This is a genomic window from Pseudomonas sp. GL_093 (genome assembly GCF_057837605.1).
Genome location: NZ_CM174448.1, coordinates 5,637,664 through 5,656,046, shown reverse-complemented (window position 1 = coordinate 5,656,046; position 18,383 = coordinate 5,637,664). Strand labels below are relative to the sequence as shown.

7 protein-coding genes are annotated in these 18,383 nt (G+C 58.1%); 6 read left to right on the top strand and 1 reads right to left on the bottom strand.

All coding sequences use genetic code 11. From position 1 onward, the window contains the following. Nucleotides 1-113 precede the first annotated feature (113 nt). On the top strand, nucleotides 114-500 hold the full coding sequence (locus tag AC3IUE_RS26085) for a tetratricopeptide repeat protein (RefSeq protein WP_056741368.1): 387 nt from the start codon (nucleotides 114-116) through the stop codon (nucleotides 498-500). A 253-nt stretch (nucleotides 501-753) separates the two neighbouring features. Further along, nucleotides 754-1,113 carry a PilZ domain-containing protein gene (locus tag AC3IUE_RS26080; protein ID WP_461999684.1) on the top strand — a complete coding sequence of 120 codons (360 nt, stop codon included), beginning with the start codon at nucleotides 754-756 and terminating at the stop codon, nucleotides 1,111-1,113. A 157-nt stretch (nucleotides 1,114-1,270) separates the two neighbouring features. Here the strand turns inward: AC3IUE_RS26080 and AC3IUE_RS26075 are convergent, their stop codons facing one another. Beyond that, on the bottom strand, nucleotides 1,271-1,639 hold the full coding sequence (locus tag AC3IUE_RS26075; RefSeq protein ID WP_489264185.1) for a DUF6124 family protein: 369 nt from the start codon (nucleotides 1,637-1,639) through the stop codon (nucleotides 1,271-1,273). A gap of 461 nt (nucleotides 1,640-2,100) precedes the next feature. Here AC3IUE_RS26075 and AC3IUE_RS26070 point away from each other — a divergent pair, with 461 nt between their 5' ends. The 4 genes from AC3IUE_RS26070 (at nucleotide 2,101) to AC3IUE_RS26055 (ending at nucleotide 18,363) form a co-directional block, all read left to right on the top strand. Beyond that, entirely contained in the window at nucleotides 2,101-6,012 is a 3,912-nt protein-coding gene (locus AC3IUE_RS26070; protein WP_489264184.1) for a hypothetical protein, read from the top strand. 168 nt (nucleotides 6,013-6,180) lie between these two features. Then, complete coding sequence (locus tag AC3IUE_RS26065; protein WP_489264183.1) at nucleotides 6,181-10,923, top strand: Tc toxin subunit A; 4,743 nt, start codon at nucleotides 6,181-6,183, stop codon at nucleotides 10,921-10,923. 102 nt (nucleotides 10,924-11,025) lie between these two features. Beyond that, entirely contained in the window at nucleotides 11,026-15,135 is a 4,110-nt protein-coding gene (locus AC3IUE_RS26060) for a Tc toxin subunit A-related protein (RefSeq protein WP_489264182.1), read from the top strand. A 69-nt stretch (nucleotides 15,136-15,204) separates the two neighbouring features. After that, nucleotides 15,205-18,363, top strand: coding sequence for a hypothetical protein (locus AC3IUE_RS26055; protein ID WP_489264181.1), 3,159 nt, complete (start codon nucleotides 15,205-15,207; stop codon nucleotides 18,361-18,363). Nucleotides 18,364-18,383 lie beyond the last annotated feature (20 nt).

Here is an 18,383-nt window from a genome sequence, read left to right as displayed (position 1 = left end):
TGCGGGTGTAGTCATTGTTCATATGCACTACTTATTCGTTTGTTTATTGAAACGAACATTCCTGAAGATTTCGCGCCACGGGTCGATACAGAGCTCAAGACAGGAGAACCCCCATGCGATTTGTGCTCATTGCCGCCCTTGCCATCAGTGTCCTCAGCGTCACGGGCTGCACCCGTTGGTCGATGAACCATCATTTGAATAATGCCTACAGCGCCTACGACCGTGGCAATTGCGAGCAGGTGATGCTCGAACTGTCCAAAGTCGAACGCGCCAGCCGAGCTCGGCCTTACGTGTGGCCGGAAGCATCGATGATGCGCGGGTTGTGCCTGGAACGGCAGAAACTGTTTGTCGATGCGGCGCAAACCTACCAGTTCATCATCGCCTCGTACCCGCAAAGTGAATACGCCTACCGCGCCCGCGCCCGCCTGGAAACCTTGCAGTCGCTGGGCCACTATCCGCTGCGCAGTACGGCTGCGGTCGTGCGCCCGACGCAGTTCTGATTGTCAAAGGCTGGCTCACCGGCGGTGGTGAGCTATAGTCGAATAGATCGGTTTAGAGCCTTGCCTCTAATCGACGCAACACCTGTGATCGGCAGGAGTAAGCGGCAGCGGCTTTATGGACTGTCGCACCGGGATCGGGGAGAGCGCGCCTATGTCTATGCCTTTCTGTAAGAAATAGAAGCAGAAATAGAAGCAGGCCCGTTCCGAAGCATTAGTGCGGCTCTGCTTAAGAGCCTTGCTGGGCCATTTGCACATGTTTACTGACCGCCGGATCGAGCGGCATCAACTGCCGTATTTTCTAAGAGTGTTCAACAGCATCACCGACAAACCCATCGGCTTTCTGGGCAACGTGTCCGAAGACGGGCTGATGCTGATCAGTCAGTTGCCGATGATGATCGGCGCTGATTTCGATTTGCGCCTGAAAATCCCCGCCAGCGATGGCTGCATGCAGGTCATTGATCTTCAGGCGTGTTGTTTGTGGTGCCATGAAGACACGACCCCTCACCACTATGACGCCGGTTTCAGCCTGCAACGGGCCCCGCCGGAATATGGGCAGTTGGTGAGTGCCTTGAAGCAATACTTCAGTTTTCAGCCGTTGCCTGCCTCTGCCTGAAATCTACGCCATCGTGGCGATCGCCATCGCGAGCAAGCTCGCTCCCACATTGGAACTTCAGTGAACACACTATTTGTGATCACCACCGATCCCCTGTGGGAGCGAGCCTGCTCGCGATGACGTCAGTGCAGACAACAAAAAACCAACGGCTGAAACGCTACGTCGTCTTGATCGCCATCTCGTTCTCCAGCGACCTCTCCACCAGCAACAACCCCAACTCACTCAACTGATAAATCGCCATCGCCAGATGTCGCGGCTTGTCGTCCAGGCTTTCAGCCAGGTCGAGCAGCAGAATGCTGACCGACGAAAAGGTTTCGTAGGTCTGGATGGCCAGGGCTTCGGCATTTGCATCGGGGACGACGGTGAACATTTCCATGGCACGGTCCTGGGATGAAGGGAGGTGGTTGATCTCGGGTTCGAGGTAATGGTCCGGCGCCTCGGCGGCGGCGTGGAGCTTTTTTGAATCGAGGGTGGAGTAGGGGGAAACCGGGTCGGTTTCGGGGGGATTGGGTGTTGCCTTGAACATAGATGCAAACTCCATAAAAGGGCTGCAACCACATCGCGACTAAACGAAGGGTGGCGGCTGGACGCAGGTTAGTCGACCGGGGGAGTTAGCAAAACCGGCGCGCCCGAGGGCGCCCTGCGCACAGCCACCATCAAGTGCAGGGATAGGGAATACCTGACTGGATGACGCTTATGCACCTTACTAACAACCTCGGGCGACTAAACCCGATCGCTGATTGGCAGCGACGCGGATCAAGTTACGGGGCAGCCACAAAGCGCACAAGCCGGCCGATTCTGGCGGATCTGTAGGCAACGGCGCAAGGTGCTGTAGCCGCGGACTGAGGCATTGAAAACATTAGGAAAAGTGACGAGGTGTAGGCTGACCGTTCGTCGGGACTGTCAGATCTGACAGGTGTTCAAAACAGAAGCGAGGTATAGAACTGGCGTCACGCCGGTAGTCCACTCCAACCAGGTGATCCCGCCATGACTGACGATACTCTTCCCGACTTGCCTTCCAAAAAGGGGGGCGCCCCTGGTGTTGATGCGACGCCCGATATTCTTCTTCGTCACTTTCCCAATTTTTCTATTGTGGATGGCATTGTGCCGTTTGAATTCCAGATCCCTTGGGATGGAAGCCATCAAATCTGGGCGAAGTTTTTTGTGGGCGATGAACTTCTCTCAGAAATTAACGGGGATTTCTTCTCAGGCAGAGTCTGGCATAACAGATCCTTTGTCTCGTTCGGACCGGGGGAAGGGAGGATTTCAATCAGATGGCGGTTGGGCGGGGACTATTCCACAACAAAGATAATCAGGTTTTGGGTAAGTAACAGACCTGTAATTAACTACCCCGGTGAACAAGCGGTGATCCTTGATCGCCGGCCGAAGATCGATGGGGTTGGGGGGGGCAATTGCACCCTCAAAGTAGTGAGTACTGACGTCGGTACCGCTCTGAGTTCTACCTTCACAGCCATTAATAACGGATGGGAGGCTAACCTCACCCAAAATTTATCTTTTGGGGCTCACTCCATTGCCATTGAGCAATCCAGGTCGGGATACACCACCCGGCACAGCCTAAACCGTCCTTTCAAGGTAGTCGGGGCCACTGTTTCCTTGCCACAGGCCGGCGCTGTAATACCCAGCCACTTGATCATCTTCAAAGGCGAAGCCAATGCAACGGCCAGGATTGTTGTGGTCAGGTCGACAAATTATTGGGATGCGTTTAGCGAGGCGATTACTGTTCCATCCTCCGGCCGTTGGGAAGCGCCAGTGACAGTATCGCTGCCAAGCGGAGAAGTGAGTGTAAAGGCTCAATACCTAGTGAGTGGTGTCCCCCAAGGCTATTCGGACGCCGTGACTTTTAGAGTATTGGGCATCCCCACCATCACACCACCCACCAGTACGGTCGACACAACCTTCAACGTCACCGGCAGCAACGGCTTGCAGAGCGCCGTGGTCGAGATCACCATTGACCCGAGCGGGACCAAGGTCGGGCAAGCAGGCGTGTTTTCACCACCTGGCTGGAGCGGCCCCGTCACTGTCGCGCCGGGGCCGGTGAGTCTGGTGGCGCGGCAAGGCACGGAAGGCGTTTTTTCGTCGCGCAGTGCACCGGTCACCTTCAAGGTTCGCCCCCCCAAGTTACAGCTACCCACTGTCACGTACCCATCGTTTGCAACAGCAAGGTTCTCGGGGGCCGGGTACACGGGGGCTCTGGTCGAGATTTTCTATGTGGGGGAGGCTGGAGGCGTTCAAGCTCAAGGTACCGTGGTTGGTAATAACTGGACGGCGGAAAAAACCAACTGGCCACCGGGCACGTATTCAATGGGAGTACGGCAAAGCGTTTCCGATGGGGTGGACGGTCGGATCTGTTCCGAGTGGGGGGCAGCGATCCCCGTTAATATTCCCGTGCCCGCCCCGACCGCAAACTCACACACCCTGAATGGACAAATCCCGACGTTCACCGGGCGAGGCAACGTCTTGACGGGGCAGCCCGCTGCCAGGATCGAAGTCCGGCTCAACGGCAGCATTCATGCCCTTCTGTCGCAAACAGCTGTGCTCACTGGTGGTGCATGGACCGTCAGGGCTACCGGCAAGTTGGCTCCCGGTACTTACACGGTCACTGTCTTGCAGTTGATGAACAACCTCTGGTCCACTGCGGCAACAGCGCGCGATCTGATCATCAAGCCTGACCTCCCGAGCGTCACCCAACCGGGTGCCAACACATCCGTGGCGCTGACGACAGTATTCGTGGGCGCCACCTGGCCGAATGCCGATGTCGTCGTGCGCTACAAGGATGTCACGCCGATCAAGGCGTTCAAGTCCAACCCCACGACAGGGGCGTGGAGTTTTAACGCCACGCTGAAGTCTCCCGGCCCAATCACCGTTCAGGTACAAGCGACGTTTGGCGGACAGGCATCCGACTGGAAGGATCACACCTTCACGGTCAAAACCCCGGTGCCGGGCATTACTTTCCCGAAGAACAATGACGAGGTGGGTTTCAAACTCATCGTCCGGGGCACGAACGCTTTCCCGGGCAGCACAATCAAGGTGTTCGACGCTACGACCAACAGCAAGGTGTTGGGGCAGACGACCGTAACGACCGCGGGTGTTTGGGCGGTTGAGCTCGACAAGGAGTTCGAGAAAGAGGGGCGGCAGGTCATCTATGTCGTGCAAGAGTTCGGGGTGTACGCATCCGAACGCAGTGCCAATGTAGCTTTCAACGTCAAGGTGGGGGTGCCGATCATCACTACGCCCGCTGTCAATGGCCGGTTTGCTCGCAGCAGCGAGGTGGCGGGCACCGGTATACCCGAAGCGTTGGTCACGCTGAAGATTGGCAGCACGGTGATTGCATCTGACATTGTGGTGGACGCGGAGGGCCATTGGCGCTGGACTGCCAACCTGCCGACTGTGGGCTCGACAACAATGGTGGCCGAGCAGAATTACAAGGGCGGGATGCGGGCCAGTCTCGGTCGTGTGTTCACCGTCGTACCGAATGCGCCAGTGATCGAAAGCCCGAGCGGGGGCGAATTCGTCACGCCAACATGGGTAGTGGCGTCCGGGGCGGGTTATCCCGGCGATACGGTGAGCGTGACGCGGGTTGGTTACACGGAGGTCATCGGTAGTTTTGTGGTGGATCCGCAGGATTACTGGTCTGGCAAATTGACCCATACGCTGGGAGGGGGAAACCCTTACTCGTTTCGTGCACGCAGTACCTTCAATGCCGTGGCGTCGGACTGGAGTGTCGCCAGCGTGACGTTGCTCGCTGCCGGGCCGATTCTTTACGAACCGGCCGCCGGTGACTGGGTGGGCGCCCAACCGTTTTACCGGGGGCTGGCCACGCCGGGGGCGGTGATCACCGTTGCCTCCTGCTTCAACCCTGAGCTGATGCGGGTGTTCACGACTGCCGATGCCAACGGACGCTGGGAAATACAGAGCTCGGCGATGTTGCCGGAGGGGGCTTTCCGGGTCGTGCTGCGACAAATCTCTGGGGGCGTCGTGTCGGAGTGGGTCGAAAGCGGGCGTTTTATGGTGGAGAAAATGGCCAGGGACTTCACGGCTCCGACGGTCGATTACCCAAAGCCAGGTGACAGCGTAGGGCGTAAGCCGGTGATGTCGGGCAGTGGTGTGCCCGGGGCTTATGTTCAGATTTTCAAAGCAGGCTTCCTCGACGAATTGGCCGGTGGTTTCGTGGACCACGAGGGTCGTTGGACAGCCAGCTTCAAGATAGCGTTGCCGGAAGGCACGTTTACCTGTTCTGTTCGTCAGAACCGGGATGGTGTGTCGTCGGCCTTGCGGCTGTCGAATCAGGCTTTCACTGTGGTTCAGGTCGCCGCCAATTTTCCAGGCCCCGTCATTACCGGGCCGCAGATGAACGAACACGTCGAAGTGCAGCCACAGTTCAGCGGTACTGGCATGCCGGGTGCCCGTGTCGATGTGCACAAGCACAACAACTCGACGCTCGAAGCCAGCGCCATCGTGAATGCACAGGGCGTATGGTCGCTTCGTCTGCCGGTGCTGGCTGTTGGGCAGTATCAGATGGTGGCGCGACAGTTTATCGACGGCCAGTTCTCAGTCTATTGCGACCCGATCAGCGTCACCGTGACCAACACAATCAACCCCTTGGTCATGCTCAGCCCACAGAGCAACGCTCAAGTCTCTCCTCGCCCATTGATCCGCGGCATCGCATTGCCGGGGGCCACCGTGAACCTACGCAAGGACTCTGACAGTCAGACCGATTACGGCACGGGTGTGGCGGACGCTCAGGGGCATTGGGCGATCGTCGTCACACGTACGTTGCCAATTGGCCCGTTTGTCATTACCGGGAATGTAACCAAAGCAGGGACAACGTCTGGCTGGATGCCGGTGCCCGTCCGGCTGTGGGTGGTTAACGCGGGTTGAATGAGCGTGTCATGCCGAGGCGTGAATCCTCAGACAAATGGTCGCGTCTACTGTCATTTATGACAGTAGACGCGGGTCCGGTGCAGGTATTGAATCTCCCCCACAGTGTGCGCTTTTCAAGCGCCCAGGCCGACGCTCGGCGCTATCGGTCAATCAAGGAGCATGACAATGACAGGTTCCAGTCTTCGTCCCAGCCGGCAACTGCTGGTTAATCTCTTCGGTGAGGAGCGCATTGCCCGGTTGGGCCCGTTGCAGACGTTCATGGACAAGGGCGGTAACGTGTTCGATCTGGTGCAGCGACGCCACGCCGATCTGTGCAAGGAGTTCAGACTCACCGCGCACGAGGGGCGTCTGTTGCAGCAGCGCAGTTACAGCCTGGCCCGGTACCTGGCGCGTGAGTTCCGCGAGCAGCGTTTAACGCGCCACGAGGATGCCGGCCGTAGGCCGCGTACCGGCGTGCGAGCGATGGTTGACGGGCCGACGTTCGCCGATCTGTTCAATCCGGATCTGGCCACCAGCAGCCCCGCCGGGGCTATTGAATCGAGCGTTTCCCCGGTGGCGTACCTGATGTCGATCATTCAATGGGCGTTGCTCAATATCGAGCCCAATGGGGCGGCAGGGGAAAGCATTGGCCTGAACATGCGGCGTCCCGATCTGTGGGGTCTTTTGATCGACGAGGGCGCGGTCAATCGCGTGGAACCGGTGATCGGTATCGTGACCGAGGTGTTGATGGCCAACATCGAGGCCAACTATGACGGTCCGTTGGACATCGACGGTTTGCTGATCACCACGCGCTACCCCAACACATTACCTTTCGACCGCTCCTGGCAAACCATTGAACATTCCGTCAAGGCTCGCAGGAACTCCAACCTGCTGGGCGATATCGTGCGCCTGACTGACTTGCAGTATCCGTACTTCAAGGAAACGGGGGCCCGTGGTGCCAATTCCGATATTGCCTTGCGCATGACGTCAGGCCTGGCGCCCGGACAGCAGGCGCTGTTGACTGAGCCTGGGCGGACGCGCGCCTCGTCCTCCGTCGATGATAAAAGACCCGCGCTGCCCTGGGTCGACCCGCGAACCCGGCATGTCGTTGAGCCCTCGGATACCCCGCTCAAGGACTTTTATCAGGATAACTTCAACTGTGAGAGCTATGAGGATTTGCTGGACCTCGATGCATTCAGCCGGGCCACGCAGCTTGATCAGACCGGGGTGGAGGCGCTGTTTTCCATTGGGGAGTTTGCCCCTGTGTTGTCTCCCAATGCTCCGGCCCTGCGCAAGGGGCGAGACCCGCTCCAGCCGATCGACGAAACCAATCCTGCCGCGCCGACCACCCCGGTCGATTTCGGATCGGTGTATGTCAATGGTGGCCTGGGAGAGCCGATCTATCTGGAAAGGGTGATCAGCGAACCGGACGAGGTAGTGAGTTTCAAGCTCCGGAATCTTGACAGCAGCAACCAGCATCGTTTTGACCGCATCAATCGCAAGGTGCGTCTGGATCGCTGGCTGGGTCTGGCGGCCTACGAGACTGACCAATTGATCATTGCGTCAATCAACGCCGAAAACCGTGGCGGATCGACTCTCGTCAAGGTCATCTGGATCACTGATGACACGATGCGCTCTATTGGTCTGTTTCAAGAGTTGCGAGGCGATTACGGCTGTACGGCGGAAGAATGTGCGGCCTTTCTGGATGTTGTTTCGGTGTATGGGAGGGGCAAGGAGCTATCGCAATTCGACCGTATTTACAACGCGCAATCGTTGTTCCTCAAGCCACTGCAGATCGATGACGTCGAGTTCTCCGTGGTCCCGCAAAACGACGAAGATCAACGTACCGCCGATCACATTTGTGCGGCCCTGGGCATTACCTTCAGCACTTACCGGTATCTGGCCGTGTTGATTGCGATTGCCCATGACCCGGAGGCCGGCATGTCGGCCATGAAGCTCAAGCGCAGCCTCTCGGTGTTATCGAGTTTTTATCGATTGGTGCGGTTGCCTCGTTTGTTTGGCATCAGCCCGCTGGAAGGCGTGGCGCTGCTGGATTTTCTGGATACCGAAAACGATGGTTGGCTCGCCCGGTTGGCAGGGCCTACGCAAGTTGCCTTGCACAAATTCACGACGCAGACCGATACGTTGAGTGTTATCCATGCAGCGCTTACGGCAGTGTTCTGGAGCCGGCACGAACAGTTGAGTGCAATGTGGCTGATGCAGCATGTGCAGCCGGTGCAGGTGCCGGTGGTGGCGGCCGATGCGGAACTCAAGTTGCTGGAGCAATTGAATACCCAGCTGCAACCGGTACGCATGAACGAAGCGCTACTGCTGGACGCAGGGGTACCACCCGACAATCCCCTTCGAGGCTGGATGCAGCTGCTTGCAGAGTTGGTGGACGATGTCGGGCTGATTGTCGGCCGGAGTGGAGAGTCCGAAAACGAATACCGGGAGCGCGCGAATCTGGAAATCAAGGCGGCGGTGGCGGTCGCCGGCGTTCCGTTAGAGAGCATGCCCTGGGTAGAAGACACCATCCTGACGGCGGTGTTAAAGACCCGGGCGGGACAACGCTCGGTGGTTCAGGAAAGTTTTGCGGTGTATCTGGAGTTGTCTTCGGACCTGGTACTGCCGGTTATCGACTGGTCGGGCGGTAATGTCTATCAACTCCTTGGCCAGGCGATCAAGGCCATTCCCGCAGGCCTGACAGCGGAAGCTGCCGAGGAGCCGGTTGAGCCCCCTGATCCTGAGGAGTCCGAGCAACGGGAATTTTTGCGGCTGCTGGTCGAATTGCGCCGGCGCAGTAGTGTGGCCCGCGAGATCAAGCTCAGTTCAGCGATGTTGGTGCAGTACCTGGAAGGTGGGCAATCGACCTGGTTCGGCGTGGAGGACAGAAGCGAGCTGTCACTGAGAACCCTCTTCTATCTGACCCTGTACGGTCGGGCCGTGAAACTGGCCAGGCAACCGGCTGAGAAACTGCTCGACTACTTGAAAATGGTCAATCAACTGCCCGAGGACCTTTCCGATGATGCTCTGAGCCTGGTACGTGATGCGGCGGCCGGGAAGTTGGCCGACTTTTTCGGCTGTGGCATCAGAGACGTTCTGGAGTGCGCCGCCCATGTCAACCCGCCTGCGCAGGACGGATCCCAGGACCCCAAACCGCTGATCCGCAATCTGCCGCAACTGGCGTTGCTGCTGCGGTTACTGGAAGGCGAGGAGCTGACAGGCATGGGGTTCACAACGTTGCTGACGTTGGGCCGTTTGACGCCTAAAAGCAGCGACGAAGCCTATCGCGAGGCTGCAGAACGTGCGCTGGAAAGCCTGTCGCGCGCGTCTGTGGGCGGACAGGACGAGCCCCTTGGCGAGTTCGGCCAAAGCGTCGATGTACGTTGCCAGGTGGACAACAAAAAACTGGTGGCCAATGTGCCGGGTGAAATGGCGACCTTCACTCTGGTCCTGCGCAACTTCGCCGGCGAGTTGATGAAGTATGTCGATGTGTACTGGAGCCACAGCGGAGTCGGGGTGCTGTTGGATTACGCCACCCGTACCGACCATGAGGGCAAGACGTCGCCCCGATTGCTGGCCGACAGTGAAATGGGCACTGCTCATGTGTCGTACAGGCTGGACATGCGTGAAGAGGTCCATGCGGGCACCGTAGTGATCGATTGCGGTGATGCTCTGTACTTTGAGACGTTAAGCAAAGAGGTCGTGCCGAAACGCAACTTGCTGGCCGATGGGAAAGACACCGCCACGGTTTCGGTGCGGGTCATCGATGAATATGGAAACCTGGCCATCGGCAAGCCGATTTCCTGGTCCTCGATGTTGGGCACGATCAGTCCGGAAGAAACCTTTACCAACAACGAGGGTCTCGCCAAGGTGTACTTGACTAGTCGGCAGCCAGGGTCGGAGAGAGTCACTGCCCGGCATGCGCTCAGCGGGGAGGCCACAGTGTTCACCGACATCGGATTTGTCGATGAGCCCCGCATCAAAGCCTTTTACATCGACTCGGCAGCCGTGGTTGGCCGGTCGTTGCGGTTGGTATGTGATGTGATCGGGTTAGACGGTGAAGGGTATGCGGGCTACGTCGTTCGATGGAGTGTGGGAACTAATGTGGGAACCGCGACGACCGATGTGCACGGTCGTGCTGTCTGGACGTCCCTGTTGGCCCACGCGGGTGAATCGGAGGTGACGGCGGAAGTCGGCACGCTCGCTCTGCAGGAGCGTATCGAGATCTTCGTGGCTGAGGATGTGTTGATGACGGACTGGTCCACCGACTATAGGGTCCCTGTCGCCGGGGCGCGTGAGCCGAGCATGCTTTGGATCGAGCTCAAGAACAGCCGCTCGAAACTCGCACGTCCGATCACGAATTACCCGGTCACATGGCGTAGTGAGTTGATCCCGGAAAAAGGGGCCGTCACCCAAAGCATTACGATCGAAACCGATTCGGCCGGGCGCTCGACGTTCCCATTCAAGGTCAGTACCGAAGGGAAGTACAAGGTAACGGCACAACCGGAAGACCAGGACTCCAAGAAGGTTTTCGACCTGACCGTCGAGGCGGCTTTTGTATGGGACGTCAAGCTCGTCAGGCTGGAGAACGACGCCGAACACCTCGTCGAATTGGTGAACGACACGCTGCCCTTGCTGAGAAACAGTCGCTACCGGCTGGAGATCAGGCCGGTGAGTGCGCTGCCCGAAAGGGAAAAGGCGACCGCCGTTGTCGGCTGGAGTGCCGTCCATAGCGCCGCCGCAATGGGCATCACGTTCACGCCAAGGCTTGCCGCTACCGAAGCGTTTAAACCGGACGAACCGTTGTCCTGGCTCATCGATTGCGCCGATGTGCGCGATGGCGATTTCCAGTTAGCGCTCAATTGCTCGCAAGTGAGCGAGATTTTTCTGTTGCCGGGCACGTTGAGAAAGCCCGCCGCGAGCTGAATGTCGCGCCGGGGCCATGAGGCCCTGGCGTTCGGTACACCACGGTTGCCCCTACGCCCGTTGTCGGGCTGAGGCATTGAGTTATCAGGATGGGAGTCCAACATGTCGATGTCCAACCAGGGCCCAATGGCTCAGTCATTGCTCGACGCCGTCGCCAGCCTCGCGCGCAATACACGACTGATCAATCAACCGGGTGGTGTAAAACCGGTGACCCGGGACGATTTGTACGAGCTGTTATTCGTCGACCCGCAGGTCAGTGCCGAGCCCCGGACCACTCAGGTGGCGCAGGCGATCGCCAGCGTCCAGCAGTACATCAACAGCGTGTACAACGGCATGGAACCGGGTTATTCCGAGGCGCGTTTCGACCCTGAAGATGTGGAGTACTGGCAGAACATCGAAAGTCGCTTTGATATCTGGGCCGCCAATCAAATGGTCGAGGATTACCCGGAAAATTATATCGATCCCTCGTTGCGGATCAAACGAACGAGTTTCTTCAAAACCCTTGAAAACAACCTGAACCAGACGCGGCTCACCGAAGATTCGGTGCACGGCGCGATCAAGGAGTATTTGCGTGCCTTCCAGGAAACCTGTGACCTGGAGGTGCTCAGCGGTTATATCGACCGCAGCGACTTCGAGGACGCCACGTATTATTTCATCGGCAGGGAGCGCACTCCGCCTTACCGGTATTTCTGGCGTAAGGCGCGGATCGATCTCACTGACAAACCGAACTATGTCATCCCGACGGCCTGGGGCGAGTGGCAAGCGATCGATATTCCGTTGACTGAAACGATGCTGGATATTCGTCCGGTGTTCTGGAGGGGACGTCTGTCCGTGGTCTGGGCCACTTGGGCCGAGGCGCTGACTAACAATGACGGTCAAGTGGAGCCGGCGCGGCTCAACGTGCTGGCTTCTTTCGTGACGATCAGCGGGCAATGGTCCGCTCCAGTGACTTTGCACCAGTCGCAGTACGACAAGGACTTTGAACCGTTAACGGGGCGTCTGGTAGCGGTGGTGTTTGCCGAGCAACGCGGCGCGGATGACAAACTGGCGGTGTGTTTCACCGGCGTCTCGTCGACGGGCGAGGATGACGACGGCGAGCCTTCCATCTACGAGATCCGTGACACGCTGTTTCGCAAGCGGCCGAACGAAGCGGTCGCCCTGGTGGAGTTGGCGCACGTACGGTTCAAGGACCGCGATACGTTGCAATACACCGTCATGCCGCAGGAGCGCATTTCGTTGACGGTGGACAGTGAAACCAGCGAGTCGGGAGGCCTGAATGCGTACCTCAAGCTGGAGGTGACCATTGCGCGCGAGTTGGTTGACGGCAAGAAGATGGATGTCCTGCGGGTTCGGGGGACCTGCGACAAGAACCTTGGCGGCGTGGAGGCGACGTTCAAACTTGAACTCACCACCGCGACAGAAGTAGACCCGGCGCCATGGACGGGCAAGCTCAAGATCGACGGAAATCTGCGCACACCGTGGATGGAAATCAAACGCAATGCTGGTTCAATTCCCATCGGAGAGGCTTTTCCTTTTAAGTTTGGGGCCGAGGGGCACGGCCGCAACGCTTTCGATGTGAAGCTGAGCTCATTACCGCAAATGTATGTGGTGCCAAAACTCCATCGAAGCACCGACTCGGCGGCGCAGTTTCTGGACTTCAATGATGCGATCGCCGGGCAAAAATTCCGTTACACCCGACTGAATACGCTGATCGGCCCGCAACTGGTGGCCCGGGCGGATATTTCCGTGGCGGCGGTACTGGACTGGACGACCCAGCATTTGCCAGAACCCGCGCCGCCCAATGGTGCCGTAGAAATCAATGGCCCCTTCGACGGCAGCAATGGGCTGTACTTCTGGGAGTTGTTTTTTCACCTGGTGCACCTGGTCACCCATCGCCTGCGTAATGAAGGGCGTTTTCTTGAGGCTCAGCGCTGGAGTCATTACCTGTTCGATCCGCAATTGAAGGCGCAGTCTTTTGCGGAAATCGAACCCGGTGTGCCGCCAGCCCCCCCCTATTGGCGCTGCCGGCCGCTCAATGTGCCTGGCAACATTGCCCATGAACTGGCCTTGCCCAATGACCCGGACGCCATTGCCTATGCCAAGCCCAGGCACTACCAGATTGCCTTGTTCATGGGGTATGTACGCACGCTGATCGAATGGGGCGACTGGTTGTACCGGCAGTTGAGCCGCGACAGTCTGGCGGCGGCGCAATTGCATTACTTGCGTGCGCAGTCGCTGATGGGCGAAGCCCCTGAGTTTGGTACGGCCAACGCTTGGGTGCCCAAACCCATCGAAGAGCTGATTCGTGAACAGGACGAACGTCAGACATTGAGGGAGTTCGAGAAAACATTCGTGCTGTCGGCGGACGCCTGGCCCCAGGGCACGACCACCCGACCCCGACTGGAGATGCTGGGGGTCAGAGGCTTTCGGAAACCGCTTAATCAGGAGTGGCTGAATACTTACCGTGAAATCAGTCAACGAATGTTCAACCTGCGTCATTACCTGACGCTGGATGGCAAACCGTTGTCCCTGCCCCTTTACGCGCCGCCAGCAGACCCTCGGGAATTGTTACGGGCACAAGCGGCCGGCACCGATGGTCTGGCGCGGCGGATGGGGGGGCAACTGGTGGTGCCGCCGTATCGGTTCCGCACGATGCTGGAAATGGCCTTGCGTGCCGTGGAAACCCATGCGCGTTTTGGTGAGCAATTGCGCCTTCATATGGAGCAGCGTGATCGCGGTCAGCAGGAGGAGTTGCAACAGAGCCATTTGATCGAGTTGGGTGCCTTTGCCGAAAATGTCCAGAAGGAAACCATCAGCCAGTTGCAAGAGGCCAGGAATGCGTTGTTGCAAACCCGGGGGCAGGTGCAGGCACGCATGACGCATTTCGAGCAGTTATCCCGCGAGAATGTGTCGGAGGTCGAATACCAGGTCATGGATCAAATACTGGCTGGCAAAATATTTGCTGCCACGGGTTCCGGGTTCATGGGCGCGGGCGCCATTATCGATACATTTCCCAATGTCTTTGGTTTTTCCAATGGCGGTCATCAGATTGGCAGCCCCTTTCGTGCTGTAGGTTACGGGATGCAGGTGATCTCGGAAGGCTTGCTCATGGACGCCGAGCGCATGGCCAGCTCCGAACACTACCGGCGTCGCCAGCAAGACTGGAACTTCAACAGCCAGCAGGCCAGGCTTGAACTGCAGGCGATGGATCAGCAACTGCTGGCGCATGACCACTCCATCAGCGCGGCCACGGCCAGCCTGCGCCAGACCGAAACCGCGAGTGCCCAGGCTCAGGCGCTTTACACGTTTTACAAACAGGAGCGCTTGACCACGGTCGAACTCAGCTCCTGGATGCTGGGCCAGATGAAGAACCTTTATTTTCCGGCCCATGATGCGGTGATCTCACTGTGTCAGACCGTTGAAACCTGCATGCGCTACGAAACCGGCGACTATGACACCAAGTCCTTCATTCGCCCGGAAGTGTGGATGGAGAAGTACCACGGCTTGACGGCGGCCGAGTCGCTGAAACTGGATTTGCTGTTGCTGGAAAGCGAATACCTCAAACGGCACGAACGGCGGTTGGAGCTGGTCAAGACGGTGTCGTTGCGACAGCTGTTCGACAATCCGGCTCATGCTCCAGACCAGGACTATGACAGTTGGCGGGCGGCCCAGGCGGTATTTGACCCCACCAGCGGGTCGGGCAGTCTGAACTTCAACCTCACCCAAAAGCTGTTCGACCTCGATTACCCCGGGCATTACTGCCGGCAGATCACTTCGGTCAGCGTTTCGTTGCCAGTACTGGTGGGGCCTTACCAGAACGTGCGAGCGATTCTGGTGCAGCGTGGAAGCCATACGTTGACCAAACCACTGTTTTCAGCCGTGCAGTTCATGCACGGTGTGAAGGACAGCGCGGCGGGGCCGGATATCAAGATCAACGTGCGCAATAGCCAACAGATTTGCGTTTCCACCGGTCTGGACGATAACGGCATGGTCGTCATGGCGGCCGACGACCGTTACTTGCCCTTCGAAGGTACCGGTGCGGTGTCGACGTGGACGTTGAGCTTTCCCCGGCATGGCAAGGAAGAACAAGCGTCAATGCTTGCGTCTCTGAACGACATCATTTTGACCTTCCGCTATCTGGCCAGGGATGGCGGACCGGAGCTGGCAAGCGATGTGGAAACGCTGCTGGCCCCCCCGCAGACGTCGCCGTGAGTTCCAGTGAGGGGTTTTCGGTGGGTTGCGCAGTCGGCGACTTTGGTTGAACACAAGGACTTGATCATCATGAATAAGAAACCCGTAAGGAAAGGCGAGAGCCTGATAGTCAATGGCAGTTTTGACAAAGATGATTGGTTTGATGGGTGGAAAAAGGGTGATCCCCCCTTCCACGCTGCCAGCCTGGAGGAACCCGATTATGACGGGGGACGGATCTACGTCGCGCGCCTGGTCGTTCAGGCAACTCTCGAGCAAAGGTTCCCATTGCCGGCGCTGCGCAGCGAGGGTGTGACTCATGTATTGAGCTTTCTGTATCAAAGTACGCGAGCAAACGGCTTTTTCCGAATCGCACGCGATGATGTATGGGGAGAGAATATTGAACTGCCGGTCGGGAGCGTGGTGGCGTCAGACGACCCGCCGAACGAGATCCTGCCGGTAGAGGATCCTCTGGATTTCAATCCCGAGTATCGCGAGCACGAGGTTGTCCTTCAGCCCAATGACCGCAACGAGTCACTTGCCGTGCTTTTTGGTTTTCCGAACGAACGCGAGCCTGCCGGAATGAGCTTTACCCGTGTGCACTTCGGGATTCAACTGGAGCCTTTGCAGCTGCTTCATGTGCAGGTCGATGAACAGACGCACGCCGATGGAACCGTTTATCTGTGCCGGGGAGCCGAGGGCATCGAGGTGACGTTCCAGGAGGCGGATGGCGGGGCGTGGCAAGGCTCCGAAGTTGCCTTATCGATGGCTGACGAAAACGACGACCTTGACCCAAATGTGGTCATGACCCCCGCACTGGATACATTGCAGATGCTGGAAAACCCTTGGTTATTCAGTATCTCGGGCACTGCCTCTGTGCGTGAGCTTGAACTGATGATTGTCAGCAGATGGGATGCTGAACCCTGTCCTTTGAAACTGTCGATCGGCGATCACCGCGTCGCATTGGCAGACCGTAAAAACGGTGATTTCGATCCGATCGTCAATAAGCAGTCGGTCCGTCTGACAGGCACGGTGAAATCGTTTTACACCGGCCTCCCCCTTGAGAGTCGCCAGGTTGTCTGGACACTGGAAGGTAAGCCGGAAGTCACCCACACCGATAGCTCCGGTGGTGTCAGCGTTGAATACTCGCCTGCGGAAGTCGGCCCGCAACAGGTCAAAATGGCTATCGATAGCCTCTATTACACGTCCGGCGTGTTGTGTGAAACGCTGGAAGTCAAAGTGCTGGCGGCTGATCCGTTTGACTCTGCACAGGTGACTTTTGAGGGCGGAACACAATCGCTTTGGGGTAGCAGGGTCGGCTATCCCCACCGTGGGGGTACGTTCACCGTCCGTGTGAGCGCGTCGCCGGGCAGCGATCTGCCTGACTATCCGTTGATGTTGATCTGGCAAGGTGAATCGGCCGAGTCACTCGGCGTTACCGTGAATCCGCCACTGAATACGCCTGTTGATTGGCAAAATGGGGAGGTCGTCTGGACACTCGATTGCACCCAAGCAGCGAAGGACGGCGAGTTTGAGTTGCTGTTGGCGGCAAAGCGGTTGCAAGACACGTCCAGCTCCAATCGGATGTCGCTGGGGCTCAACCGGTACATTGTCGGTGATACGCGCCAGGCCAATCGCTCCCCGGTAATCGATCAAGCTGAGCGTGTGCAGGTGCTGTTGCAGCTTGTGGAACCTGTGACCCGGGAGGGTGTGGAAAACGTGGAAGTCGAATGGCAGACGCCTGGCGGTTCTGTCACGACGCTCACCGGCCAAGGGGGCTGGACGGAGTTGTCCTATCAGCCGACTGCAGCTGGCCCTCAGGATCTTGTCGCCACAATCCAGGTTCGCGGCGAGGAGGGCGAAACGCTTGAAGAGACATTCCCGTTCACGGCCTGGGAGAGGACCCCCTGGAAGACCGAGGCTGAGTGGACGTTCGACAACCCGCTCGTACCCGCAGCGCTCGGTTTTGTCTGCTGGTGTGGCGAGACCGTTACCCTGACACTTACACCCAAGCCTGACAGCCAGTTGCTCGACAAGGATGTAACGCTGGACTGGCGGGATGTCGATCCGGGCCTGGGACTGACGTTTGACCCACCCATTGGTGTACCAAAAAAGCTTACCGATGCCGGACTGCAATGGAAGATCACGGGCGGTGTAACGAAGAGCGGCAGGTTCGAGTTGAAGCTGAGCGCTCTCGAGGTGATCAGTCAGGACTGGGAGCTGTCTGGCCGATTGATCTCCAGAAATCTTGTCGATGAGGGCCGCGTCTCGCTGGATACAACCCCGGTGCTTTCCGCTGTGTCGTCGTACCCGTGCCTGGGGGCGAAGCATGCATTCTCATTCCTGCCCAATCCATTGGGGCCGCTGTCCGGTTTATCGATGGTGCTCGACTGGAACGGCATACCGGCTGAGCAACTGAACGTGATCGTCGAGCCTGCTGTGGGCCCTGGTGTCGAGATCGTATCGGGCGGGGCACGATGGTCGCTCGATTGCCGTAACAGCCAGCATGCAGGCGACTTCTCACTGCAGTTGACGTTGCCTCAGCTGGCTATGTCCTCGACATCGATGGCCATGTCGCTGGGGCACAACCGGCTGGAAATTATCGGCCGGCGCGAGGCGACGATCAGACCCGTGCTGACAGGGAATGAAAGTGCCAGGGTGTGGGTTCAAGTGGGCTCGTTTTACACGAAAGCCCCCTTGGCGAATGTTCCCGTGAGCTGGAAAGGAAAGGACGATACGCAAGCGTTGATCGTGCCCACTCGGGGGGACGGCTGGTCATCCTGTGCCTATCAGCCGAAGACCACAGGCCCGGCTGAGGTCAAGGCTGAGGTAAACAGTCCTTACACCGGTCAATCACCATCGACTTCCCTGATAGTTGACGGGTTGCCGACAAGCCCGTGGCTGGGCGTGGTCTTTTACCGAGACCTCGAATCGGGCCAAAAACTGGGGGAAAAAACGGAGTTTCCACGTCGCGCCAACGATTATTCGTACAGCATTGCGTCCACAACGACCGACAATCCACTCATGGGTATCCCTGTGAGGTTGGGCTGGGAGGGGACATTGCCGAACGACCTGAGCGTAACCGTGGCACCGGCGCTGGGCGAAAAACGGTCGATGGGCATGGCAGGGCTGACATGGGGCGCTGAATGTGGCGATAAAAAGGACGGAAGTTTTCGTTGGTTTGTCGAGGCTGCCAATCTGCTTGAGTTTTCGCCACGGCAGCCGTTTTCATTAGGCATCCTTTATGACTGACCCTCGCCCTCGCCCTCGAT

Excerpts from the sequence above, each read along its gene's own strand:
- AC3IUE_RS26085 (WP_056741368.1), top strand. The coding sequence starts at position 114 with ATGCGATTTGTGCTCATTGCCGCCCTTGCCATCAGTGTCCTCAGCGTC.
- AC3IUE_RS26080 (WP_461999684.1), top strand. The coding sequence starts at position 754 with ATGTTTACTGACCGCCGGATCGAGCGGCATCAACTGCCGTATTTTCTA.
- AC3IUE_RS26075 (WP_489264185.1), bottom strand. The coding sequence starts at position 1,639 with ATGTTCAAGGCAACACCCAATCCCCCCGAAACCGACCCGGTTTCCCCC.
- AC3IUE_RS26070 (WP_489264184.1), top strand. The coding sequence starts at position 2,101 with ATGACTGACGATACTCTTCCCGACTTGCCTTCCAAAAAGGGGGGCGCC.
- AC3IUE_RS26065 (WP_489264183.1), top strand. The coding sequence starts at position 6,181 with ATGACAGGTTCCAGTCTTCGTCCCAGCCGGCAACTGCTGGTTAATCTC.
- AC3IUE_RS26060 (WP_489264182.1), top strand. The coding sequence starts at position 11,026 with ATGTCGATGTCCAACCAGGGCCCAATGGCTCAGTCATTGCTCGACGCC.
- AC3IUE_RS26055 (WP_489264181.1), top strand. The coding sequence starts at position 15,205 with ATGAATAAGAAACCCGTAAGGAAAGGCGAGAGCCTGATAGTCAATGGC.